The sequence below is a fragment of the Desulfosoma caldarium genome, assembly GCF_003751385.1.
Classification (GTDB): domain Bacteria; phylum Desulfobacterota; class Syntrophobacteria; order Syntrophobacterales; family DSM-9756; genus Desulfosoma; species Desulfosoma caldarium.
In genome coordinates, this window is record NZ_RJVA01000013.1 from 429,349 (window position 1) to 453,528 (window position 24,180).

Consider the following 24,180-nt stretch of genomic DNA (forward strand, 5'->3'; position numbering starts at 1 on the left):
GGTACTCGGTCTTTGGAAAAGGCGGCCCTGCAGCCGTCCGCATAGTTTCAGAACCGCAAGACCGAAGCTTCTTTGACGGAAAAGGCCTCGTGAATCCGAAGAGGCGCTTTTGGCCAGGCCGAGTTCTCGATGGCGCCGCGCCGTTTTGGTCCCCGGCTTCGCAAAACGAAGCTCGTCCATCAGTAGAGGGGAGTTGTTTCAAGTGCGCGGGAGGTATCCCCTCCGCGAAAGCGGTGTCCCGACGAGTAACATGCCCCTGAAGGGACTGAAGCGCTGCGCGCGATGGGCAGGTGTGGGGGTGCGGGAACCCGAGAACTGGGTGGAGACGCGGTAACCGACGCGCTCAAAGAGATTTTCGGGTCGCCAAATGGAGATCAGCTGGCCGGTTTTTCTGTCCCGCTGGCAGAGGCCTCTATTTTTTCCGTTTTCTTTTCGGCCAGTTCCGGTTCTTCCTGGGTTGCTTTCTTGAAGTTGCGAATGCCCTTGCCCAATCCGGCACCGATTTCAGGCAGCTTTCCGGCTCCAAAGATAATGAGCACAATCAACAAAATAACCAACAATTCGGGCATACCGATGCCACCAATCATGGAAAGACTCCTTCCTCGAGGTTACGTACCCAACAGCTGTTCAACCTCTTGGACCAGTTGAAGGAATTCTTTGGACCGCCTGTACTCATCCAGCCGGCGTTGATGCTCCAGCCAACTTTCCCAGACCTTCATCCACAGAGCGTTGTGCCAGTAATGTGCGGCGGGCTTTTCGGGATGGTCCACTCTTTGGCGGTACTCCTGATACTCTTCATGGCAATGCCGGCAGAAGGGATAAGGGCTGGCATACCGTTGGCCGGACCTTTCCCCGGGATCCAACTGCGTGCCGCACTTGGCGCATTTGAAAGCGCACCGACTGCATTGAAAGAGACTGCGCAGGGCTTCCACCTTGCGACGACGGGCCTCGGCATCCTTTTCGGCCCTGGCGCCATCGCTTCGTTTGCCGAAATCAATGATTTCCGCCATAGCCCCCTCGGCTTCATGTTCTTGCCTTCCGCTCTTGAAAATCTTTGAACGGTCGGCGGCTTGAATCGTTAACATCACCCGTCGGTGCAGTCAAGGGAGCTTGTGGGTGCGTCTTCCTGGTCCAGGTTAAAGAGCTGTTGCGTGAAGTTGACATAAGCGTTCTTGGAATCTCGCACCGATTTTTTCTTCAAGAAGACAATGGGGTCGTGCAGAAGTTTCTTGATGATGGTTTCCGTCAACACCCCAATGGCTTCCTTTTCCTTATCGCTCAATTCGGGTAGTTGGGAAAGGGTTTTGCGCAATTCCGCCCGTCGAATCTCTTCAGCTTTGCGACGCAGCGCAATGATGGTCGGCACCACGTCCAGTGTTTGAAGCCATTGCTGAAATTGCAACGTTTCCGTGTCGATGATGTGCTGGGCTTTTTCCGCTTCGTGGCGCCTTTCCGAGAGGTTGAAGTCCACGATGCCCTTCAGGTCGTCGATGTCGTAAAGGTAGACGTTGTCCAGATCATGGATTTTGGGGTCCACGTTGCGCGGCATGGCGATGTCGATAAAAAACAAGGGGCGATTCTTGCGCTTGCGCATGCGAGGCTTCAGGTCTTCGGCACGCAAAATGGGTTCGGCGGCGGCCGTGGAACACAAGACGATGTCTACCTGCAGCAGAGCGTCCAAAAAATGGCTAAAGGGAATGGTTTGGGCATGAAACCGTCGCGCAAGTTCTACAGCGCGTTCCAGCGTGCGATTGACGATCACCATGTTCCGAACGCCGTTGGATCGAAAGTGCTCCGCTGCCAATTCCGCCATTTCTCCGGCGCCCAGCAGCATGACCCGTTTGCCTTGAAGTTCTCCAAAGATTTTCTTGGCCAGGGTCACCGCGGCGTAGCTCACGGACACGGCATGACAGCCGATGTTGGTTTCCGTGCGAACCCGTTTGGCCACGGAAAAGGTCTTGTGCAACAGCCGGTTCAAAACCACACCCACGGTGCGATACTGGGTGGCTTCTCGATAGGCGTCCTTAATCTGCCCGAGAATCTGGGGTTCTCCGACGACCATGGAATCCAGGCTGGATGCGACGCGAAAAAGATGGCGCACAGCGTCCAGATTCCTGTGCACATAGAGGTGGTTGACCACCACGTCTTTGGGCAGATCCACTAGGCGCACCATGAGGTCTGTCATTTCTTCCACGGCCTGAAGGCCGTTGGACGTCGTGAACAGAAACTCCACACGATTGCAAGTCGATAGAAAAAAAAGTTCCTCCACAGCCCGGCAATGAGTTCGATGTTCCAGAGGGCTTGCATTCAGGCGGCAGACCTGGGCAATGCGTTCACGAATCTCTACAGGAGCTGTCTTGTGGTTCATTCCTACAAGATAAATGTCCATGGCCACGCCCTCATTGTGAGGAAAATAGCGTATGGTGTCCTTTCAAAAAGAGGTTGACCCCAAGAAAGGTAATCAACACGGCGGAAAAGCCAAAGATGGCCAGCCAGGCCGCCTTGCGGCCGCGCCAGCCGACGGCCAGGCGTTCGTGCAACAAAATGGCGTAAATGAACCATGTGATCAGGGCAAAAATTTCCTTAGGATCCCAGTTCCAGGGGGATTTCCACACGGTGCTGGCATAGAGAAAACCAGCCAAAAGGCCCAGCGTCATCAAGGGAAATCCCATGAGCAAGCACACATGGTTAACCCTGTCCAACCGTTCTAAGGCCGGCAAACGATCGTCCAGGGATCCTGGCCTCTTTTTCTTAATGATCCGCTCCTGATAAAGGTACAAAACCGCAGCCGCAAAAGCCACGGCAAACAGGGCGTTGGCGGCAAAAAGGGTGCTCACGTGAATCCATACCCAGACGCTTTTTAAGAGCGGGGAAGCGGGCATCATGTGCGAGGGTAAAATGGTCGAAGGTAACGTAAATGCGGCAGCCAGGGGCGCCACAAAGGTTCCCAAGATGCGCAGCCCCAAGCGGTTTTGGATGACCAAATACGTAACGACCAGAAGCCAGGAAAAAAAAGAAAGGGCTTCCGAGAGGGTGCTGACCTCCAGATGCCCCGCCGCAAAGAAACGCATCCCAATGGCTGCCCCGTGAAAAAGCATTCCACCCACCAGTGATATCCAGGCGGCTCGATGGACGTTTTCTCCGTTGCGCACCAGAAAGAAGAAGTAGCCCACGGACCCGACACAATAGCCGCAGGCGGCAAGGATTAGCAGGATGTGCTCCATGCCTTTTCCCAAAGCCATGCCACGCGATCGCGCGGCACGAGATCGTGTAGGACCGCCGAAACCGCATCAATCATCTCGGAAAATCGTTCTCGGCGAATCCATTCCGTCAAGGGAAGATCCGCCACCCGGCGAAACAACTCTTGGTTCAACGCACTGTCCCGGCTCTGTTTCTGAATGTGTCGGCGCAGTGCTCCAAGAAAGCGCAGGCACGGTTCCCATTCCGGCCCGAATTGTTCTTCAAGCCTTTGACGAACCCGCCGCGCCACGGCAGGGCTCAGCCCTTCCGTGGCCACGGCTATGGTGAGCGGGCCGCGGCGAAAGGATGCCGGCACCACACAGGAACCCAGATGCGGCGAAGACGCCATGTTGCACCATACACGCCGGAGTTTCGCATCCGCGGCGATGTGTTCATTGAGAGTCTCGTCGTTCGTGGCTGCAAAGACCAGATCGACGCCGTCCATGTGGTGCGCGGCGTAGTGGGAGCCAAGGTAGAGCAGGGTCTTGCCGTCGGCGGCATCCTTGAGCCAAGGGGTAAGGTCCCTGGCCACTAGGCGCACATGTGCGCCGTGTTCCAGGAGTTTACGGACTTTCCTTTCGCCGACGGCACCGCCCCCCACAACCAGGCACACTCGATCCTCTAAGGAGAGGAAGATCGGATACATAGGGGAAGTATGCTTCTGCGCATCTACCCGGCTCACGCGCGGCATTTCCTCCGATCTAGGCACGGCCCTCGCCAGCTTTTGGTGTAGATTCTCTGGGTAAAAACACGCGATTCGTTTAACACGACCGGGCAAATAAGGGCAAGCCCAGGCCTTGGCTTTCGTTGTGCTCTCGAACAGAACCTTCTAGAGCCCATGGGTTGCGACCTGGGAGCTTGATTAAACGAAAGGGCGGAAGGATACGGAGGGGGCTGGGGCTAGGAACGCCGGCACAAGACGTAGTCAGCGATATCGAGTAGAAGTGATTTGGTGGGGCTGGAGGAAAAGGCGTCAAGGTTTTCCTTGGCCATGGTCACATATTCGGCGGCCCTTTGCACGGTGTAATCCACGCCGCCGCATTCCCGAACCAGCCGCTGGACCGCCAGAATATCTTCGGGGGTTTGGCGTTCCGCCGTAAAAACGGTTCGAATCAGGTCTCGATGGTGCGCATCCGCGTGCGCCATAGCGTAGATGAGAGGCAGTGTGGCTTTGCCTTCCTGCAGATCATTTCCCACCGGTTTTCCCAATTCGTCCACGGTTCCCACATAATCCAGAGCGTCGTCGATGAGCTGAAAAGCGATGCCCAAGTGGCGCCCATAGTCGCTCAACGCTTTTTCCTGGGCTGCGGGAGCCTCCGCGAAAATGGCGCCAATGCGGCAGGCCGCGCTCATGAGCACGGCCGTCTTTCGAAGGATGACTTCCATGTAGGCCGCTTCGTCTGTTTCCAGGTCATCGGAATGAATCAATTGAAGAACTTCACCCTCGGCCATGCGCGTAGTGGTTTCGGAAAGGACTTCCAGAATGCGAAGATTATTGTAAAGAACGGTCATGAGGATGGCCTTGGAATAAAGAAAATCGCCCACAAGAACCACGGCCGGGTTGCCCCACAAGGTGTTGGCGGCAGGCTTTGTGCGGCGAATTTCTGCATTGTCCACCACGTCGTCGTGCAAAAGGGTGGCGGCATGAAGAAATTCAAAAACCACGGACAGGTCTGCATCTCGATTGCCCTGATAGCCGCACAGCTTGGAGGAAAGGACCATCAGTAGAGGACGAAGACGCTTTCCACCGCTTTCCATGATGTAGCGGCCCACCACCTCGATAAGGGGCACGCTGGAACTCAAATGCCGCCGTATGGCCTGCTCGATGCGTTCCAGTTCGGGGCGAATGCTCGCATAAATGCGGGCTTTGAGAAGATTGCCATTCGAGGTCGAGGGGGTATCTTGGGGGGCGGCGAAGACTGTCACGACAGCGGCTTTGCTCCTCAAAGGGCTGAAAACGCTGGCCTGTTCGCAGGGTTAGGCGTCCAAATACACGATTCCTTACATAGCGAAAAAACCCTAGGGTGTCAAATTTTTCCTCTACCTCCAAAAGGCGCCCTGGCGTTTTCGAATGAGGGTTCAGATGCCCCGGGCCGAAGGGGTAAAAGGCGGGCTTCCAGGTCGTAATCGTGGGTCTTGAGAATTTCCGCTTGCATGATGTCTCCGGCCACAGCCTCACCTTCCACAATTAAGACACAGCCGTCCACTTCCGGGGCTTGGGTGGGTAAGCGGCCGACGGCCAAGAATTCTGTTTCCGAATGCAGGCCTTCCACAAGGATCGGCACGCGATGGCCGATTAGGCGTCGCAGATTGTCCCGGGAAATCCTTTGTTGAAGGGCCATGAGCATATCCCGCCTGGCTTGCTTGATCTCTTCGGCAACAGGGTCGGCAAGACGGGCCGCTCGACAGCCCTTTTCCGCAGAAAATGCAAAAACCCCCATGTGGTTAAACCGTACGTCCGTCACAAAGCGGCACAGTTCCTGAAAATCGGCTTCGGTTTCCCCGGGAAAGCCCACCATGAGCGATGTTCTCAAGGCCACATCGGGCAAGTGGTTGCGAATGCGTTCGATGAGCTCCACGGGCCGAAGGCTCTTTCCTCGCCGATGCATCGCTTCGAGAATCCTCGGAACACAGTGTTGAAAAGGAATGTCGAGGTATGGAACTACCTTGGAACTTGCGGCCATGGTGCGCAAGAGCTCGTCGGAAACACCAAAGGGAGAGGTGTAGAGAAGGCGAACCCAGTGCAGCCCTGAAATGTCCTCTAAAGCTTCCAGAAGTCTGCAGAGAGCGTCGGGCTCTCCGCGGTCCGTTCCAAAGGCGGTGGTGTCTTGCGCGATCAGGTTGACCTCCACGACGCCGGCCTCGGCCAGATGCCGCACTTCGGTTACCACATCCTCCACGGTGCGGCTGCGGGACGGGCCTCTCAGGGCGGGGATCAGGCAAAAGGAACAACGGTGACGGCAACCTTCGGCTATTTTCACATAGGCCCAGTGGGCCGGCGTCGAAGGTATCCGCGTGATGCCTCCGTGGTAAAAGTATCCAGGGCGTTGCAAAAAAATTTTGGGCGTTCCCAGTTGAATGAATTTTTGAAAAAGGTCTGCGAAACGGTGGTAATGGGACGTTCCGAGAAAAAGATCCACCTCGGGAAGGAGCGAGACTAGCTTGCGACCATAGCGCTGCACCATGCACCCCACCGCCACCAGGTGCCTGCAGGACCCTTCTTCCTTGTAACGTGCCATTTCCAAGAGGTGATCCACCGCTTCCTGTACGGCCGATTCCAAGAAACCGCACGTGTTGACCACAATGAGGGCCGCCTGAGACGCCTCGGCGGTGACCTCATAGCCCAGCCGCTGCACCTGCGCGGCCAGGACTTCGCTGTCCACAAGATTCTTCGCGCACCCCAGACTCACCACAGCGGCTTTTTCGTGCATGCCCTTTTCCATCGATCCTGTATCCACCTTCGCCTGCCTTGGCCTAAAGTTTTTCAGACTTGTCAAAAAAGATGCCAGAAAGAAACTCTCTATACAAAAAATTGCGGTGAAGGGGGAGTGAAAAAAAGATTTTACTCGGAAATGGGAGCATGCGTCAGAAAAACTTCATGACCCCATGGAGGAAGAACCCTTGTGGGTAAATGGGCTTTTTCCAATCCGGCCGTGACGGCGAATACGCGAATATGGGAACAATTCGCCGAAAATGCCCTTTATGGCGCCTTGTCTTAGCGTCCCGTGGGTGGCTAAAGGCTGCAAGGAACCGACGGCTCTGAAGCAGAGGGCCATTGGCAGGACCTTTAATGAGGAGTCATCATGGCGGCTATCCTTTGGCATGGGGTTTCCAAGCTTCAGGAAGAGCGCGCGGGGATTAATGATCTTCTTGGTTTTCTTTTTGTTCTCGCGACGTTGCTGACAGTCTCTACGTCTTGGGTGGCCCCGGCAAGGGCGGCGGCGGTCGATCCTCTTGAGCAGATTTTCGGAGTTGGCCGCAGGGTGAGTCTGCCAACCAGTGAGTCTATGCTGGCGGCGGTTCCCGTTAAGCCGCAGACGCGAGGATCCTTCACGGCACCCGCCCCTTCAGAACCTCACGGCTGCCCTCAAGAGCGCTCCATTTTTTTCCGCCATCACCCCAAAATTGTTGTGTCCATTCCAAAATATGTGGTCGGCGATCTGAACAGTTTTCAGGTCATGCTGAACAGAGCCTGGATCTATCTTCCCATCATGAAAGAGATTTTGGACATGGTGGGAGCGCCTTCCGATTTGTTGGCCGTGGTGTTTGTTGAGAGCGGCTTTAACGGACGTGTGCGTTCGCCTGCGGGTGCCGCCGGATTCTGGCAGCTCATGCCCAAAACGGCGCGCACCCTCGGCCTGCGGGTGGACGCCTGGGTGGATGAACGCTTGGATCCCATCAAGGCCACTCGAGCTGCGGCCGTGTACCTCATGGACCTCTACGAACAGTTTGGGTCGTGGGAATTGGCTTTGGCGGCGTACAACGCGGGCGATGGCGCGGTCCGGCGGGCCATCCGTCGGCACCGAAGCGACGACTTTTGGACGCTGGCCAAAAAAAGGGCCTTGCCCCATCAGACCAGGCATTTTGTGCCTAAAGTTCTTGCGGCGGTGGAAGTGCTTCGGAACTTTGAGCGCTACGGGCTGGAAAAGCCCAGCTATGAGCCGGTGTGGACATTCACCACCGTTTGGGTTCAGCGCCGCTTGTCCCTTCATCAGGCTTCCGTGTGGACGGGCGTGCCTCTGCAAGACCTTCGACGATTGAACCCAGCGTTACGTCGTGACCAGATTCCTGCAGGGAAAGCCTATCCTTTAAGGCTACCGCCTGCTGCTGTGAAGGATTTTCTCTTGGCCTATGAGCGGTTGATCAACAAGAAAAGCTGACCTGGGTCGCCATCCTTTGGAAAACCGGGCCTGTGGAGCGTCCATGAGCATTCGATCGGTCGCCCAAGAACTGTATCAGTGCATGAAGCGTGTGGAAGAGCTTGAGAAAACTTTGGCGTCTTTGGGGCCCAACCACCCCGATCGATCAGAGTTGGAAAAAGCGCTGGCTGAAGCCAAAAGAGAAAGGGACCAGCTGAAAGGAGCCCTGGAGGGCGCCAAGCACTAGGGACTCGATGCCGGCTTAGGAAGAGGGTGTGCGAGTCTCTTTGCGTCTTTTTTCACTTGACACGGTGCGGGTACCTTCTATAATGCGATTGATACAGATTGCACAAGCTAGAGTGCCGCCTCTTGCGGAAGGTGTTGTGTAGATCTAACAACGAGACGAGGAGAGTGGATTATGTCCAAGTTGGTTCCTCCCCATGGGAAAGAAAAAAAGCTCAAGCCCTTGCTTTTAGAAGGTGAAGCCCGCAAGGCCGAAATGGAAAAGGCCAAGACCCTCAAGAAGATCCCCATGACGAGTCGGGAGGCTTCGGACTTGGTCATGTTGGGCATCGGTGCCTTCACGCCTTTGGAAGGCTTCATGGGCTACGACGACTGGAAGGGTGTCTGTGACGAATACAAAATGACCGACGGCACGTTCTGGCCCATTCCCATCACCCTTTCCGCGGACAAGGATCTGGCCGACAGTTTGGCTCCCAACGAAGAAGTGGCCCTGTGGGATGTGGAAAACGACCAGATTCTCGGCACCATGAAGGTGACGGAAAAGTACACCATAGATAAGGAACATGAGTGCAAGTCTGTTTTCTGGACGACCGATGCGGCGGGGCATCCGGGCGTGGCCAAGGTCATGGCGCAAAAGGAGTTCAACCTGGCGGGTCCGGTGAAGGTCTTGAGCGAAAGTTTCTATCCGGAAGTCTTTAAAGGTACATATCAGACGCCGGCGGAAGCTCGAAAGATTTTTGACGAAAAAGGCTGGTCCCGCGTGGCGGCATTCCAGACGCGCAATCCCATGCACCGCAGCCACGAGTATTTGTGCAAGATCGCCGTGGAAGTGATGGACGGTGTCTACATTCACCAGCTGCTGGGCAAGCTCAAAGCCGGCGACATTCCGGCGGATGTGCGCAAGAAAGCCATTGACGCCTTGGTGGACAACTACTTCGTCAAAGACACCGTTGTTGTGGGTGGCTATCCGGCGGAAATGCGTTACGCTGGACCTCGCGAAGCCTTGTTGCACGCCGTGTTCCGCCAAAACTACGGCTGTAGCCACCTCATTGTGGGCCGCGACCATGCTGGCGTGGGCGACTATTACGGCCCCTTTGACGCGCAAAAGATTTTCGATGAGATTCCTCAGGATGCTCTGCTCACCAAGCCCCTCAAAATCGATTGGACATTCTGGTGCTTCAAGTGCGATGGCATGGCGTCCATGAGAACCTGTCCGCACGGCAAGGCTGACCGCCTCATCCTCTCGGGCACCATGGTGCGCAAGACCTTGTCCGAGGGTGGCGAGCTGGATCCGCACTTCTCCAGGCCCGAGGTTCTGGAAATTCTCAAAGCGTACTACGCAAGCCTTGAAGAAAAAGTGGAAATCAAGCTTCACGGAGCGGCCACAGGGGATGCTCCGATCAAGAAGTAACGGACCGCATTGTGGTGGGGGAGCCCTTTGGGGCCTCCGCCCACTGGGGAAACGGAGTGTTTGCATCCAGGGAAAGGAGGTGCAACGGCTGTTTCTTAGGGGCGAGCTCAGCATAGGGCTTGCAGAGGTCGGTGGTTTTGCGACAACCTTTAGGAGGTGAAGAAATGCCTAGTTACGTCATTCTCGAGAAATGCGACGGCTGCAAGGGGCAGGATAAGACCGCGTGCATGTATATCTGCCCCAACGACCTGATGGTCCTGGACAAGGAAAAGATGAAGGCCTACAACCGGTCTCCTGAAATGTGCTGGGAATGCTATAATTGCGTGAAGATTTGCCCGCAGCAGGCGGTGGATGTGCGTGGGTACGCTGACTTTGTCCCCATGGGTGCTTCGGTTGTGCCTCTTCGCGGTTCCGAAGACATTATGTGGACCGTGAAGTTCCGCAGTGGCCAAGTGAAGCGGTTCAAGTTCCCCATTCGGACAACGCCGGAAGGCCAGGCCAAGCCGTGGCCCGATGAGTGGCAGACGGGTTCCGACGACATCAAGAGCCCGGTGCTGTGCACGGAACCGGCGTCCACGCTGGCGGCAGAACTTCCCACCTTGAAGAAGTAACCCTTAAGGAGGTGAACAGATGAAGCCTTCCGATTTTGAAACCGTACGTGTCGATACTGATCTGCTCATTTTGGGCGGTGGCATGTCTGCCTCGGGTGCCACCTTTGAGGCGTCTTATTGGGCCAAGAAACATGGCTTGAAGGTCACCGTCGTGGACAAGGCGGCTATGGACCGTTCCGGCGCTGTGGCCATGGGGCTTTCGGCTATCAACCAATATATTGGGTATGGCAAGGGCCAAAACACGGTCGAAGACTACGTCAAATACGTCCGTCAGGACCTTATGGGCGTTTCCCGTGAAGATCTGGTCTATGACATCGCCCGTCATGTGGACAGCAGCGTGCATCTTTTCGAGAAATGGGGCCTTCCCATCTGGAAAGATGAAAACGGTGAATACGTTCATGAAGGGCGTTGGCAGATTATGATCAACGGCGAGTCCTACAAGGTCATCGTGGCCGAAGCCGCCAAGAACGCCCTGGCCACCTTGGGTGACAAGGGTCAGCTGTTCGAACGCGTTTTTATCGTCGAACCCCTTTTGAACAACGGCAAGTGCGTGGGAGCTGTGGGCTTCAGCGTCCGCGAAAACAAGTTCTACGTGTTCACTGCCAAGGCGACCATCGCTTGCATGGGCGGCGCTGTGCACGTATTTCGTCCGCGTTCGGTGGGTGAAGGCCTGGGCCGCGCGTGGTATCCACCGTGGAACAGCGGATCAACCGCTTATTTCACCATCCGCGCCGGTGCCGAAATGACCTGCCAGGAAGTGCGTTTCATTCCCGTGCGCTTCAAAGACGGGTACGGCCCCGTTGGTGCTTGGTTCTTGCTGTTCAAATCCCGCGCCACCAACGCTTTGGGTGAAGAATACATGGTGACCCGCGCCAATGAACTGCCGAAGTGGGCGCCGTACGGCACAGGTAAGCCCATTCCGGCCAACCTGCGCAACTGGCTCGGCATGGAAGACGTCATGGCCGGCAAGGGTCCCATCTACATGAGGACGGAAGAGGCCATCGCCAACCTGGCCGCCAAGTACAAAGACGATCCCAAGGCCTTCAAGAAGAAAATGAAGGAACTGGAAGCCGAGGCTTGGGAAGACTTCCTCGACATGACCATCAGCCAGGCCCTTCTGTGGGCCGGTATGAACATTCAGCCGGAAGAAAAGCCTTCGGAAATCGCCGCCGCCGAACCGTACTTCATCGGCTCCCACTCCGGTGCCTCCGGGGCGTGGGTCTGCGGTGCCGAAGACCTGATGCCGGCCGAATACCGCAAGCAATGGGAACCCATCGGCGTCTACAACCACATGACGACGGTTCCGGCGCTGTTCACGGCGGGTGACGGGGCGGGCGCTTCCTCGCACAAGTTCTCCTCCGGGTCCCACGCGGAAGGCCGTATCGCGGCCAAGGGCGCCATCGCCTACATCTTGGACCACAACGAGGCTCCGGCCGTTGACGAAGCTCAAGTGGCGGCTCTGCGCGATAAGATCTTGGCTCCGTTGGCTCGATTCGAAGAGTTCGCGCCGATGTCCTCCGATCCGGACATCAACCCGAACTTCATCAAACCCAAGATGTTCATGTTCCGTCTCCAAAAGATCATGGACGAATACTGCGCCGGCGTGTCGGCTCAGTTCACCACGAACAAGTCCCTGCTGGAAAAAGGCCTCGAATTGTTGACCATGTTGAAGGAAGACTCGGAAAAGCTTGCGGCTTCTGACCTGCACGAGCTCATGCGGTGCTGGGAGAACGTGCAGCGCATGTGGATCGCCGAAAGCCACCTGCGTCACGTGTTGTTCCGCGAAGAAAGCCGTTGGCCGGGCTACTACTTCCGCGCTGACTTTCCGGATATGGACGAACAGAATTGGCACTGTTTCGTCAATTCGGTGTGGAATCCGGCGACCGGTGAATGGACTATGAAGAAGGTCCCCATTGTTCACCTGGATGTCTAATCTGGTAGCATGACCTGCAACGCCCCCTGGGTGCCCGCAAGGGCCCCAGGGGGTTTTTTGTTTGACCAACCGAAGCGGCCCCGCCGTCTTGCCTCAAACGTTGTGCTGTGCTATGGGACGGTGCGGTGAAGATTCTCACAATCGGTGCACAGCGGGCGCGCATTGGATGGCGGAACGGTCTGGAGCCTGGGAGCTTGGGTGCGCCTCGAACGTGAAGGAGTGGAGGAGAGTCCATGTCAGATGTGACCAACGGCCATCGGAGTGTCTTGGTGGTGGGAGGCGGGATGAGTGGGTTGAGTGCGGCCCTTGAGGCGGCGGAAGCCGGATTTCCCGTCTACATTGTAGAAAAAGAGCCGTATTTGGGTGGGCGTGTGGCGCGAATGAACAAATATTTTCCCAAATTGTGCCCCCCGTCCTGCGGCTTGGAAATCAATTTTCGCCGCATTAAGAACAATGCCTTGGTGCGGTTTTTTACTATGGCGGAAGTCATGAAGATTTCGGGAAAACCGGGCGACTTGGATGTCACTGTGAAGCTATCACCTCGGTATGTCAATGAAAAGTGTACGGCTTGCGGCCTTTGTGCTGAAGCGGCAGAGACGCAGGTGCCCAATCCCTTTGATTACGGGCTGAGCACCGTGAAAGCGGCCTATCTTCCCCATGAATTTGCCTTTCCCTTGCGCTATGTCATTGCCCCGGAAGTGATCGGAACGGCCGAGGCGGAAAAGATTCGTGCGGCATGCCCTTATGGCGCCGTGGATCTAGAGATGGAGGAGAAGATCTTTGATCTCAAAGTGGGATCTGTGGTGTGGGCGACGGGCTGGAAGCCTTATGACGCCTCCAAAATCGCCTACTATGGTGCGGGAGCGTTTCGAAATGTGGTCAGCAACGTGGTGATGGAGCGCTTGGCGTCGACGAACGGACCGACTCAGGGGGCCATAGTTCGTCTGTCGGACGGGGCGGCGGTCCAGAAGGTGGCTTTTGTGCAGTGTGCGGGATCCCGCGACGAAAACCATCTTCCGTATTGTTCCGGCATCTGCTGCCTGGCGTCATTGAAGCAAGCCACCTACGTATTGGATCAGAATCCCGATGCGTCGGTGACCATCTTTTACATCGACATGCGCGCACTTGGAAAATACGAAGATTTTTACACCAAGGTGCAGGCGGATTCTCGGGTACGTTTTGTCAAAGGCAAACCGGGAGAAATCTGTGAGGATGCCCAGACGGGCCAGGTGACCGTGCTGGTGGAAGACCAGGAAACGGGTACCATCCTCAAAGAAGCTTTCGATCTGGTGGTTTTGGCCACGGGAATGGTGCCTAGCACGGCCGACGATAAAGTCCCTGCGGAAGTGGCCTACGATGAGAACGGTTTTCTGCTTCCGACACAGCCCATGGAAGGAGTCATTCCGGCCGGATGTGTCAAGCGCCCGGTGGATGTGGCGTCCAGTGTCCAAGATGCGACGGCGGCGGCCCTAAAGGCGATTCAGGCGATGGTGAGGAGGTAGGCCCATGGAAAAGAAAATCGGTGCGTACATCTGTACGGGCTGTGGCATTGGAGACGCTTTGGATGTGGCGGCGTTGGCCAAGGTGGCCACCGCTGAATATAAGGTGCCCGTGTGCCGGGATCACGGCTTTCTGTGCAGCGAGGAAGGACGAAAGCTCATTGAGGACGACATGGCAAACCAGGGGGTCAACACCCTGGTCATTGCGGCCTGTTCCCCTCGTGTGATGAGTGATGTTTTTGACTTTGGGCCGGACAAGGTGCTGGAGCGAGTGAATTTGCGGGAGCACGTGGTGTGGAGTCATCCCTCCGGGGACGAAGACACGCAGATGATGGCCGAGGACTACCTGCGTATGGGCCTCACCAAAGCCAAGGAAATGGAGCCGCCCGTGCCTTTTCAGGGCGAAAATCTGAGCAAAAGAATCTTGGTGGTGGGTGGGGGCCTCACGGGGCTCACGGCGGCCCGAGAAGCGGCCGCAGCGGGTTATGAAGTGGTGCTCGTGGAAAAGAGCGAAACCTTGGGAGGATACCTCAAAAACGTTCATTCCGTGCCTCCTTTGGGCCCTCCTTACGAAGCCCCGCACATCTTTGATCTGAACGGGCTCGTGACCCAGGTGACTGGCCATGAGAAGATCAAGGTCTACACGGGCGCTCACATTGAAAAGATCAGTGGAGCTCCCTGCATGTTTGACGTCACCATCCAGTCCAACGGATCTCAGGCGGCGGAGCGGGTTGGGGCCATTGTCTTGGCCACGGGTTCCGTGCCCTACGATGCGGAAAAACTCACCCATTTGGGATACGGTGCCCACGCCGATGTCATCACGGGTGACCGACTGGAAGGCATGCTCAAGGACGGTCAGGTCGTGCGCCCGTCCAACGGCCAGCCCGCAGGCAGCGTGGCTTTTGTTCTGTGCGCCGGATCTAGGGATTCGGAGCATCTACCTTATTGTTCGGCGGCCTGCTGCGTGGAATCCCTCAAGCAGGCCAGAGTGCTTAAGCAGCAAAACCCGGAGATGCCCGTTTATATCTTCTACCGAGACATGCGGGCTACGGGACACTACGAAATGCTTTACAAGCAGGCGCAGAAGGACGGCGTGATCTTTGTGCGGGGAACCGTTACGGAAGTGGCCGATGACGGCTCGGGAGCTCTCACGGTTTCCGCCCAAGATGTGCTCACCCAGTCCCCCATCACGTCGGAATCCGTGGACCTGGTGGTCCTGGCCACGGGCATGGTCTCCACCGCGGCTTTGGGAAAATCCTACAAGGCACAACAGCCCAAGGAAGGAGAGGAAGAGCTGGAAGTGCCGGCAGACACCATTTTGGTCTCCAATTTGCTCAATCTGGATTACCGTCAAGGTCCCGAAGTGCCCGCCCTAAAGTACGGCTTTCCCGATTCGCATTTCATCTGCTTTCCGTATGAATCGCGGCGTACAGGGATTTACCCCGCCGGGACCGTTCGAGCGCCCATGGACTACGCTCGCGCCATGGAAGATGCCACCGGCGCGGCCTTGAAGGCCATTCAGTGCGTGGAAATGACCGCCCAAGGCAAGGCCGTGCACCCCAGAGCCGGCGATCTCAGCTATCCGGAATTTTTCATGCAGCGTTGCACCCAGTGCAAGCGGTGCACGGAAGAGTGTCCTTTCGGGGCCATTAACGAAGACGAAAAGGGCAATCCCTTGCCCAATCCCACGCGGTGCCGTCGCTGCGGTGTGTGCATGGGCGCTTGTCCGGAACGCATCATTTCGTTCAAGAACTATTCTGTCGGCATGATTGGCAACATCATCAAGAGCATCGAGGTACCCGAAGAAGACGAAGAAAAGCCGCGCATTGTGGTGCTCGCCTGTGAAAACGACGCCTATCCAGCCCTGGACATGGTGGGTCTTCGTCGAGCGCAGTACAATCCGTGGGTGCGCGTCATTCCGGTGCGCTGTCTAGGATCCATGAACCTGGTCTGGATTGCCGATGCGCTTTCCAAAGGCATCGACGGCATTTTGCTTTTGGGCTGCAAACACGGTGACGATTACCAGTGCCATTTCGTCAAGGGCAGTGAATTGGCCAACATTCGCATGAGCAAGATTAAGGAAACTCTGGATCGCTTGGTGCTGGAATCGGACCGCGTTCGCTTGGAACAGGTGTCTATCACCGATTATGCCAATCTGCCGCAGATCCTCGATGACTTTGCGGCGGCTTTGGAAAACGTGGGCCCGAACCCCTACAAGGGATTCTAAGGGCCCAGGTTTGCTTGACCCGTACGGAAGGAGAAGAACATGGAACCGAAGTACGTCTCGCTGGAGATGCGCGACTATATTGTAAGCATGGGCGCGGAGACGGTGAACTGGTGCATGCAGTGCGGCCTATGCACCAATCTTTGCCCATGGCGCTTGGTGCCTGGAGAGACCAGCGAAAAGTTTAACATTCGCCACATGCAACGCTTGGGGCAAATGGGCTTGGAAGGCTTTGAAGACGAGCACATCCTCTTTGCGTGCACCACCTGCAGCATGTGCCAAAGCCATTGCCCCCGAGGCGTGAAGATCGTGGACAATGTGCGGGCCATGCGGGCAAGCCTGGTGGGTGCGGGCATGGCCCCGGCCAATCTGCGCCCCATTCTGGGCAGCGCGCATGCCAACGGCAATCCGTGGTCGGGACCTCGAGAAAAACGCACGGCATGGCAGCAGGGATTGGAGGTGCCGGTTTTCGGTCCGGACACGGAATACTTTCTCTTTGTGTGCTGCCATTCCTGCTACGATCCACGAAGCACCAAGGTGGCGCAAAGCATCGTGAAACTGCTCAAGGCCGCGGGTGTCAGCTTCGGCGTCATCGGCAATGAAGAAAGCTGCTGCGGGGAAAGCATGCGTAAGCTCGGCGACGAAGAGCTCTTTCAAAAGCTGGCCCAGGCCAACATCGAACTCTTCAACGCCAAAGGGGTCAAAAAGATCATCACCACCTCGCCGCACTGCCTGTGGACCTTTTCGCACGAATATCCCGAATTGGGCGGGCAATGGGAAGTGATCCACTACACCCAAATCTTGGCCCAGTGCTTGGAAGACGGTCGTCTGAAGCTTCCCGGCGGCGTGTCCAAAAAGGTCGCATTTCACGATCCTTGCTATCTGGGGCGCCACAGCGGTGTTTTTGATCCGCCTCGAGAGCTACTGCAGGCTGCCGTCAACGGGGGCACCGTGGAACTGAGCCGCCATAGGGCACTCAGCCTATGTTGTGCTGGAGGCGGAGGGCGCATCTGGGCTGAAGTGCCCATGGGGGAACGCTTTGGGGAACTGCGGGTCACCGACGCCCTAAAACAAGGGGCTGAAGTGCTGGCCACGTCTTGTCCCTATTGCCTGAACATGTTAATTGACGCGTGCAACAGCTTGGGCAAGCAGGAAGAGCTGGAAATCGCCGAACTTTCGGAACTGCTGGCGGCCGGGCTCTAAACAGTAAAAAAGGCGTGCCGAACGCGGGCGCGTCGGGACGAGGGGCGGGCCATGCCCGCCCTTCGCTTGTTGCCTGGAAAAGGAGAAACCTTGTGACCCCGGAAGCGCTCAAGAATCAACAAAAAGATTATTTTGTGGCCGAATGGGTGGAGGAGCAGCTCTTCATGGTCCCTCATTGTTTCTGCGGCCGCGAAGTGAACGAGGACTATTTCTGCGACACATGCCAAAGGCAGTGCACGTGCCAGGTTATCCTATGCCGAGGTCCTCAGACCCTGCGGATTGTGGAAATGTTTTTGCATGGAAATCCCCATTTCAAAAATTTTCAGGCTTACACTTACGACCAATAATTCCGTGCGGTCCAAGACGCGAATGCCTAGGCCTTTGAAGAAATTTTAAAGGACATCCTTATGCACCCCGCACAAGACGCTCATGAAGTGTACCGTGCCGAGAGCACGATTCGGTTTGCGTGCCATCATGATTTGCCCTGTTTTACCCAATGCTGCCGGGACGTGAACATCTATCTCACGCCCTACGACATCCTTCGGCTTCGCCGAAGCCTGCGCCTGGGGTCAGCGGAATTTCTGGCCCGATACACGCGCTCTTATCTGGCGAAAGTGACCCATGTGCCTGTTGTCCAGCTGGCCATGGATCCACAGACCCTTCGATGTCCCTTTGTGGGGGATGAAGGGTGCCAAGTTTACGATGACAGGCCCTGGGCGTGTCGCATGTTTCCCTTAGACTTGGGAAAGGAAAACGGTGAGTATCGCCTTCTGGCCGACAAAAAGCGATGCCTGGGATTGCATGAGGGACAGCAATGGACGGTGGGCGAGTGGTTGGAGACCCAAGGGGTCGGTCCCTATGAAGCCATGGAACGGGCCTTTCAGCAGGTGATGCCGACAGATTTTCAACCGGGACAAAGAATGGAAGCCGGATTGGGAAAGCTGCTGTATTTGGCTTACGATTTGGACCGCTTTGATGCCATTGTCAACGACCCACGTTTTCGAGCGTTTTACGGCATCGATGAGGAGCGTTACACGTCGGTGCGCCAGAACGATGAGGAAAAGCTGCTTTTGGCCTTTGCCTACATTCAAGGCCAGATTGCCGAATTGTTTGCTGTTCTTTAGAAAGAAAATTCATGGATGAAAAAATCGAAAGCTCGGCCCCGCATAAGATCCGCGACCGCTTGAAGCCCTTGCCGGACGGTGCTTTTCAGTTTGCGTGCCATCCCAAGGTTTCCTGCTTTACGGAATGTTGCCGCGACTTGAACCTCATGCTGACACCCTATGATGTTCTGCGGCTTGCACGACACCTGAGTCTTTCCACCACGGCTTTTTTGGACACCTATACAGATGTGGTGGTGGCGGAAGGAAGCCCCTTGCCGTCGGTGATTTTGAAGATGCAAGAGGATGCGCGACGCCTCTGCCCTTTTGTGTCGACGTCGGGGTGCCTCGTCTATTCGGATCGTCCTTCGGCGTGCCGCACTTACCCGCTGGCCCGCGCATCCAGAAAACACCGCGTGCACGGCACGGTGCTGGAATCTTATTACCTGGTCGTGGAAGATCATTGTCGAGGCTTCGACGAGCCGCGCTCATGGACCATCGAACAGTGGATTGCAGACCAGGGCTTGGAACCTTATCACCGCATGAACAACAACTGGATGGACATCGTCACCCATCCCCGCGTTCGCCAGGGGCTTACGGAAAAGCAGATTCCCATGTTCTACATGGCCTCCTATGATCTGGATCGGTTTCGCTCCTTCGTGTTTCAAAGCCGGTTTCTGGAAATGTTTGACACCGACGCCGTGGACGTGGAACGGGCTCGAACGGACGACGTGGCCCTTTGCGAACTCGCCGTGTCTTGGCTGAAGTTTTTCCTTCTGGGCGAAGGTCCCCTAAGGCCCAAAAAGTCCACCTCGGAACCTGCCTGAAAGACGAGGGGTGGGGCGAAGTAGCCAAAAAGATCTGCTTCCGCCACAGTGGCCGGTGCCGGCCACCATGGCGAAAAGGGAAAAACGTCAAAGGATCCCGCGAACAGATCACTCACTCTTCGATGATTCCGGACCGAAGGGCGTCCGCGGACCATACGGGCAAGGGGCCTCGATAACCCGTGTCCGGGTCGTATCGAAAACGGTAGGAGACTCTCGCATGGATAGTCGATTCCATTTGAGACCAGCCCCGCACATAATATGGGCAATCATCATTGAAACACACCCAGAAGTATTCCGCAGACCATGTGGAAAATTCCGGGGTGCGCCACTTCTTCATACGACTTCCGCAATGGGGACAAATGGTGAGATCTTCCATTCTCTTTCACTCCATGAACGACTCGTGTTTTTTGAGGCTTCCATGATGCGGCCGATGAACGCCTTGGGGCACCCTTCTGCGCTCTCGCCCTTCGCGGTGCGGTAGAGGCCTCGAAGACGGTTAAGAAGAGATCGACCCTTCCTCGGGCTTTTCAAAATCCTTCGGATCGAACCGGCGGTTTTTCATGTAAAGCGCCGTGAACTGCTTCATGGTTTCTTTCATGACATCCTGATAGTGGGGCACGTGCTTATCAAAGATCTCTCCGACCTTCTTGTAGCTCAGCTTTGAAAGATCCTTGGTGAGTTCCAGGTATTCAGCGCGCTTGTCTTCCGGCAGCGCTTTGACCATGTTTTGTCCGAGCAGGTTTTCGAACAATTTGTACATGTCGTCGAGAAGCTTTTTCAAGGCTTCTGGACTGTGCTGTTCGCCTTTTTTTTCCACGAGCGCTTTCAGGAAACGGACGATGTAGGGATTGCGAACGTTCAAGGGCGTCGCTACTTCTGCAGGAGAACTGATCGGAGTCTGCATAGAAAACCATCCTTCGTCAATTGCGTTTCGTTTTTTGAGGCATGATGCCCCACCAGCGTAGCCTCTTGTCCGACAAAAGGTCCGAGAGCCTCTTTTCCTGGAAACACGAACCTTTCACCTGCTCATGAAGCGGATGAGAGGCCGGCGTTTCACGAGATGTAAATGTTCTCGGACAGGGTGCCTCTTAATTTATCACGAGCCGTCCCCTTTTGCCAGGGTCTGGACGATGGACGCGAATGGCGCTTGTTAGAACCGCCCGAAGCGAGACCCCCAGAGTTTCTTGCAGCGCATCGTAGGTAAGAAAACCATTAAGGCGTTTTCAGGCAATGGGCCAGGAAGGACTGGGAGCGCGTCTTTACCCTGAAGCGGCTTTTTTCTTTTGTTGTTCCGCACTCTTGAAGGCTTTGAGTTCTGCATAGATTTTTTTTGAACACTCCGGGCAGACACTGTGCGTGAAGGTGACCTCGGCATGCTGAGTGATATAGCTCTCCAGCTGGTTCCAGTAGCCTTGGTCGTCCCGAATCTTTTTACAGTACGCACAGATGGGCAAGAGACCTCGCAGTTTCCTAACGTTTTCAAGGGCTTCGCGCAGTTCCTGGATAAGGCGCTCCTTGTCTTTTTCCACCTGCTGACGTTCGGCGATTTCCGATTCCAGCGCATTGTTCTTTCGCCTCAGTTCGGCCAGCGCGGCCAGAAGTTCCTGGGCTTTACCTCTGAGCTTGAAACGATAGACAAGATAAGTGCCCACAGTCCAAAGAAGTAGAAAGGCCCCTCCTAGCAGCGCTGCCGTCAGCATGTGAGCGCGGGGCAGATGGATCCAGCCTTCCTGGGGCCACCAACGAATCAGCAGGCTTTGGCGGTCTTCTTCCGTGAGGTGATGGAATCCTTGGGTGATTTCCGCCAGTAGCTCCGTTCGGTCCGGGCGGACGGCCGCTCGAATGCCCAGTACGCCATCGTGGGCCGTCACCGTGGGGGCTCGAAACAGCATCATGACCGGGTCGCTTAAAGCAAGTTGCGGGTGAGCGCCGAAGGGAAAAATGCCGGTCCAGACATCGGCTCGGCCGTCCAGAACCCAGCTTTCCAGATCTTTGGCATCCGTCAGGACGAAGCGCACGGGGCGTCCTGTGCGTTGGGCCCACAGACGCCACAGGTCCACGAGCAATCCTTCCGGCTGGCCGTGAAGGTCTAGGTAGGAAAAAGGCTCATGGTGTTCTCGCATCACCAGGGTCAAGGGAAAATCCTGCGCTGAGGCGAAAGACCCGGCCTGGACATGCAAAACGGCAAAAACCAGAGCCAAGGGCATGAGGCAACGCCTTAATTTTTTTTCGCTACAAACGCCAGTCTTTATGAAGAGAGACACAGGCATTGAAGGTCTGACCTGAAAGTGGAGAGCTGATGTTGTTCTTTGACAAGACAGTGGCAGTATCCTAGTGCAATTAGAACTTCTTGCCAAGAGGAAAGAAAATCCAAAAGATATCGTCGAGGCTTGATGGGGATCTGAACACAGAAGGGTGGGAGGACCTTGGAAGGGAGTGTTATCGTAAACGCAAGATGAAAACCCAAAGAAAGGAGAGGGCCATGAATGAGCTTCCCAAGGATGCTCCGCAGAATTGTTTGGAAATTCCCATAACCATCCGCTTTGGGGACACGGACCCATATGGCGTCGTCTACTTCGCGTCGTACTTTCGCTATTGCCACCACGGCATTGAAGAGCTCATGCGCCGAGTGGGGTGCCCTCCCGAAAAATATTTTCGCGACAGAGAGCGGGGGTTTGGGTTGCCCATTGTGGGCGCGGCCTGTGACTTTTTTCGACCGGCCAGATACGGCGATGCGCTGCGGCTTCACGTGGGCGTCTTTAAAATGAGCCTTCGGGCCATAACCTTCGCGTTTTACTTCTTTCTGGAAGGTCGGCCGGACGCGGTGGGGCGGGGCCACGCTTCCATGGTTGCCATTGACAGAACGTGGCGATCTTGCCATCTTCCGGAGGAATTGCGGCAGGCCTTGGAACCCTATAAGTTTTCTAGAACATGAAAGAAGGCTTAAAGAGGGCTTTCGGGGAGGCCTGTGAAGGTCGAAGTTCAGGTTTCTTAGGAGGTGAAGAACGCATGGCGACGGTGGCCAAGACATATGAAGAGATCAATCAGCGGATTCGAAAGGGCCAAGCCGTGGTCTTGACTGCGGAAGAAATGACACGGTTGGTTAAGAAGGTGGGTCCGGATAAGGCCGCGAAAGAAGTGGACGTGGTCACCACAGGTACCTTCGCTCCCATGTGCTCTTCGGGAGTGTTTATCAATTTCGGCCATACTCAGCCCCCCATCAAGGCGGCCAAAGTGTGGTTGAACGATGTGCCCGCCTATGCAGGCTTGGCTGCCGTGGACGTGTATTTGGGCGCAACGGAGCCCGCCTTTGACGATCCGCTGAACAAGCTGCATCCCGGCACTTTTGAATATGGGGGTGGTCATGTGATCCATGATCTGGTGAGCGGCAAACCCGTGCGCCTTCGTGCCGAAGCCTACGGAACCGATTGTTATCCCAACCGTCACGTTGAAATGACGGTGACCCTTCAGGACTTACCCTACGCGGTGCTGTGCAATCCCAGGAACGCTTACCAAAACTACAATTGCGCCGTGAATCTTTCCAAGAAGACCATTTACACTTACATGGGAACTCTTAAACCCAGATTGGGCAACGCTAACTATTCCACGTCCGGAGAACTGAGTCCGCTGCTGAACGATCCCCACTATCGCACATTAGGACTGGGAACCCGCATTTTTCTTGGGGGTGCGGAAGGTTTCATCGTCTGGCACGGATCCCAGCATCGCCCGGAAGTCCCTAGGTTGCCCAACGGAGTGCCCCGCATGCCTTCCGGCACCTTAATGGTGCTCGGGGATTTAAAGGAAATGAGCCCTCGATGGCTCATGGGTGTGAGCATTCAGGGGTACGGGTGTTCCTTGGCGGTGGGTATTGGCGTTCCCATACCCATTTTGGATGCCGAAATGGCTGCGTGCACGGGAGTGTCCGATGCGGACATTGTGACTCAGGTCAAAGACTACAGCTTTACGCAATCGGAACCCCTTGCGGAAGTCACCTACGAAGAATTGCGCTCCGGCGTGATACGCATTGGAGAAAAGGAGGTGCCCACGGTGCCCCTGTCCAGTGTTGTGCGGGCTCGTGAGATCGCGGGAATTCTCAAGCAATGGATCCAAGAGGGTCGTTTTGAATTGGGTGTCCCACAGCGACTGTTGCCCAATCCTCTGCGGCGCTGATGAGGAATGTTCGCCGTGGGTTTTGAACGGGCGCTGAAAAAAAAGATTGCCCTGGGTGGCGTGGACACCGAAAAGATGGCGCGCCTTGAGGCGGTGATGGCACCATGGAAAGCCGTGGCGGTGGCCTATTCTGGAGGCGTGGACAGCACTGTGCTGGGCTATCTTCTCGGACACGTTTTTGGAAAACCGGTGCGTTTGTGTCTTGTCAAGAGCCCTTTTCTGGCCGTTCGCGAACTGACCTCGGCCCGATCGGTGGCTTCGGCCCTCCGCCTTCCCTTGCAGATTCTGGCCTTAGACCTGTTGGCCGTGGATGCCGTTCGTTACAATGACACAAATCGATGCTATCATTGCAAAGCCGCCGTGCTGCAGGCCATTGGAGAGAGGTGCAAGAGAGGAGAGGTTCTGGTGGACGGATCCCATGCCGACGATGCAGGGCAGGATCGACCTGGCCGAAAAGCCCTTCTGGAAAGGGATGTTCTTAGTCCCTTGGCTTTGGCGGGATGGACGAAAGCCGATATTCGCCGCGTTGCCCGTATTGCCGGAGTTCCTAACTGGAACAAACCCTCCCAGTCCTGCCTGGCGACCCGAGTGCCTCACGGCACCAGCCTGTGTGCGGCCATTCTGGAACGCATTGAAGCTGCCGAGGAGCTTCTTTATGGCATGGGGTGTCTTCAGGTGAGGGTTCGATGGCAAAGGGAAGGCGCCTTGATTCAGTTGGGGCGGCAGGATCTGTGGCGACTTAACGATACCGAAAGGTGGGCTCACCTGCTTCGGCACATGGCCCGATTAGGTTTTTTGCACGTTGAGCTGGATTCGACTCCGCTGCCGTCGAACTAATGCCGTCAAAAGCGAACCCTTGA

24 protein-coding genes are annotated in these 24,180 nt (G+C 56.0%); 14 read left to right on the forward strand and 10 right to left on the reverse strand.

The genetic code is table 11. The features are described from left to right. Window positions 1-374: 374 nt before the first annotated feature. The 7 genes from EDC27_RS12305 to rimO all read right to left on the reverse strand — a co-directional run bounded on the left by EDC27_RS12305 (window position 375) and on the right by rimO (window position 6,671). Complete coding sequence (locus tag EDC27_RS12305; RefSeq protein WP_123290893.1) at window positions 375-587, reverse strand: twin-arginine translocase TatA/TatE family subunit; 213 nt, start codon at window positions 585-587, stop codon at window positions 375-377. A gap of 21 nt (window positions 588-608) precedes the next feature. After that, window positions 609-1,010, reverse strand: coding sequence for a hypothetical protein (locus EDC27_RS12310; protein WP_148045753.1), 402 nt, complete (start codon window positions 1,008-1,010; stop codon window positions 609-611). Window positions 1,011-1,084: 74 nt separating this feature from the next. After that, window positions 1,085-2,389 carry a glutamyl-tRNA reductase gene (hemA, locus tag EDC27_RS12315; RefSeq protein ID WP_123290895.1) on the reverse strand — a complete coding sequence of 435 codons (1,305 nt, stop codon included), beginning with the start codon at window positions 2,387-2,389 and terminating at the stop codon, window positions 1,085-1,087. A gap of 10 nt (window positions 2,390-2,399) precedes the next feature. Beyond that, entirely contained in the window at window positions 2,400-3,224 is an 825-nt protein-coding gene (gene ccsB, locus EDC27_RS12320; protein WP_170161791.1) for a c-type cytochrome biogenesis protein CcsB, read from the reverse strand. Then, entirely contained in the window at window positions 3,206-3,922 is a 717-nt protein-coding gene (locus tag EDC27_RS12325; RefSeq protein ID WP_170161792.1) for a precorrin-2 dehydrogenase/sirohydrochlorin ferrochelatase family protein, read from the reverse strand. The genes ccsB and EDC27_RS12325 overlap by 19 nt, the downstream gene beginning before the upstream one ends. Window positions 3,923-4,140: 218 nt before the next feature. Beyond that, window positions 4,141-5,166: a polyprenyl synthetase family protein gene (locus tag EDC27_RS12330; RefSeq protein ID WP_211334891.1), complete on the reverse strand. Its 1,026-nt coding sequence runs from the start codon at window positions 5,164-5,166 to the stop codon at window positions 4,141-4,143. Between the two features lie 101 nt (window positions 5,167-5,267). After that, window positions 5,268-6,671: a 30S ribosomal protein S12 methylthiotransferase RimO gene (gene rimO, locus EDC27_RS12335; RefSeq protein WP_170161793.1), complete on the reverse strand. Its 1,404-nt coding sequence runs from the start codon at window positions 6,669-6,671 to the stop codon at window positions 5,268-5,270. A 372-nt stretch (window positions 6,672-7,043) separates the two neighbouring features. Here rimO and EDC27_RS12340 point away from each other — a divergent pair, with 372 nt between their 5' ends. From EDC27_RS12340 to EDC27_RS12390, 11 genes are all read left to right on the forward strand, one after another. Continuing rightward, window positions 7,044-8,120: a lytic transglycosylase domain-containing protein gene (locus tag EDC27_RS12340; RefSeq protein ID WP_123290899.1), complete on the forward strand. Its 1,077-nt coding sequence runs from the start codon at window positions 7,044-7,046 to the stop codon at window positions 8,118-8,120. Between the two features lie 43 nt (window positions 8,121-8,163). Beyond that, entirely contained in the window at window positions 8,164-8,346 is a 183-nt protein-coding gene (locus EDC27_RS12345) for a hypothetical protein (protein WP_123290900.1), read from the forward strand. 171 nt (window positions 8,347-8,517) lie between these two features. Then, entirely contained in the window at window positions 8,518-9,753 is a 1,236-nt protein-coding gene (gene sat, locus EDC27_RS12350) for a sulfate adenylyltransferase (protein WP_123290901.1), read from the forward strand. A gap of 164 nt (window positions 9,754-9,917) precedes the next feature. Beyond that, complete coding sequence (aprB, locus tag EDC27_RS12355) at window positions 9,918-10,364, forward strand: adenylyl-sulfate reductase subunit beta (protein WP_123290902.1); 447 nt, start codon at window positions 9,918-9,920, stop codon at window positions 10,362-10,364. 19 nt (window positions 10,365-10,383) lie between these two features. Next, entirely contained in the window at window positions 10,384-12,297 is a 1,914-nt protein-coding gene (gene aprA, locus EDC27_RS12360) for an adenylyl-sulfate reductase subunit alpha (protein ID WP_123290903.1), read from the forward strand. A gap of 233 nt (window positions 12,298-12,530) precedes the next feature. Next, window positions 12,531-13,799, forward strand: coding sequence for a CoB--CoM heterodisulfide reductase iron-sulfur subunit A family protein (locus EDC27_RS12365; RefSeq protein ID WP_123290904.1), 1,269 nt, complete (start codon window positions 12,531-12,533; stop codon window positions 13,797-13,799). A 4-nt stretch (window positions 13,800-13,803) separates the two neighbouring features. Further along, a complete protein-coding gene (locus EDC27_RS12370; protein ID WP_123290905.1) occupies window positions 13,804-16,023 on the forward strand; it encodes an FAD-dependent oxidoreductase in 2,220 nt (739 codons plus the stop codon). Between the two features lie 39 nt (window positions 16,024-16,062). Continuing rightward, entirely contained in the window at window positions 16,063-17,223 is a 1,161-nt protein-coding gene (locus EDC27_RS12375; RefSeq protein WP_123290906.1) for a (Fe-S)-binding protein, read from the forward strand. A 92-nt stretch (window positions 17,224-17,315) separates the two neighbouring features. Then, window positions 17,316-17,570 carry a hypothetical protein gene (locus EDC27_RS12380; RefSeq protein WP_123290907.1) on the forward strand — a complete coding sequence of 85 codons (255 nt, stop codon included), beginning with the start codon at window positions 17,316-17,318 and terminating at the stop codon, window positions 17,568-17,570. Between the two features lie 60 nt (window positions 17,571-17,630). After that, complete coding sequence (locus EDC27_RS12385; protein ID WP_123290908.1) at window positions 17,631-18,347, forward strand: YkgJ family cysteine cluster protein; 717 nt, start codon at window positions 17,631-17,633, stop codon at window positions 18,345-18,347. Window positions 18,348-18,358: 11 nt separating this feature from the next. Further along, window positions 18,359-19,150 (forward strand): YkgJ family cysteine cluster protein, encoded by a 792-nt coding sequence (locus tag EDC27_RS12390; RefSeq protein WP_123290909.1) that lies wholly within the window; start codon window positions 18,359-18,361, stop codon window positions 19,148-19,150. A gap of 112 nt (window positions 19,151-19,262) precedes the next feature. Here EDC27_RS12390 and EDC27_RS12395 read toward each other — a convergent pair whose 3' ends face one another. The 3 genes from EDC27_RS12395 to EDC27_RS12405 all read right to left on the reverse strand — a co-directional run bounded on the left by EDC27_RS12395 (window position 19,263) and on the right by EDC27_RS12405 (window position 21,357). Further along, complete coding sequence (locus EDC27_RS12395; RefSeq protein WP_123290910.1) at window positions 19,263-19,526, reverse strand: ogr/Delta-like zinc finger family protein; 264 nt, start codon at window positions 19,524-19,526, stop codon at window positions 19,263-19,265. A 120-nt stretch (window positions 19,527-19,646) separates the two neighbouring features. Further along, window positions 19,647-20,054, reverse strand: coding sequence for a DUF5663 domain-containing protein (locus tag EDC27_RS12400; protein WP_123290911.1), 408 nt, complete (start codon window positions 20,052-20,054; stop codon window positions 19,647-19,649). 355 nt (window positions 20,055-20,409) lie between these two features. Further along, on the reverse strand, window positions 20,410-21,357 hold the full coding sequence (locus EDC27_RS12405; protein WP_170161794.1) for a transporter substrate-binding domain-containing protein: 948 nt from the start codon (window positions 21,355-21,357) through the stop codon (window positions 20,410-20,412). A 275-nt stretch (window positions 21,358-21,632) separates the two neighbouring features. Between EDC27_RS12405 and EDC27_RS12410 the strand changes: the two genes are divergently transcribed. The 3 genes from EDC27_RS12410 to EDC27_RS12420 all read left to right on the forward strand — a co-directional run bounded on the left by EDC27_RS12410 (window position 21,633) and on the right by EDC27_RS12420 (window position 24,157). Then, window positions 21,633-22,085, forward strand: coding sequence for an acyl-CoA thioesterase (locus tag EDC27_RS12410; RefSeq protein ID WP_170161795.1), 453 nt, complete (start codon window positions 21,633-21,635; stop codon window positions 22,083-22,085). Between the two features lie 74 nt (window positions 22,086-22,159). Next, window positions 22,160-23,320: a homocysteine biosynthesis protein gene (locus EDC27_RS12415; protein ID WP_123290979.1), complete on the forward strand. Its 1,161-nt coding sequence runs from the start codon at window positions 22,160-22,162 to the stop codon at window positions 23,318-23,320. Window positions 23,321-23,335: 15 nt separating this feature from the next. Beyond that, window positions 23,336-24,157 (forward strand): ATP-dependent sacrificial sulfur transferase LarE, encoded by an 822-nt coding sequence (locus EDC27_RS12420; protein ID WP_123290913.1) that lies wholly within the window; start codon window positions 23,336-23,338, stop codon window positions 24,155-24,157. Window positions 24,158-24,180 lie beyond the last annotated feature (23 nt).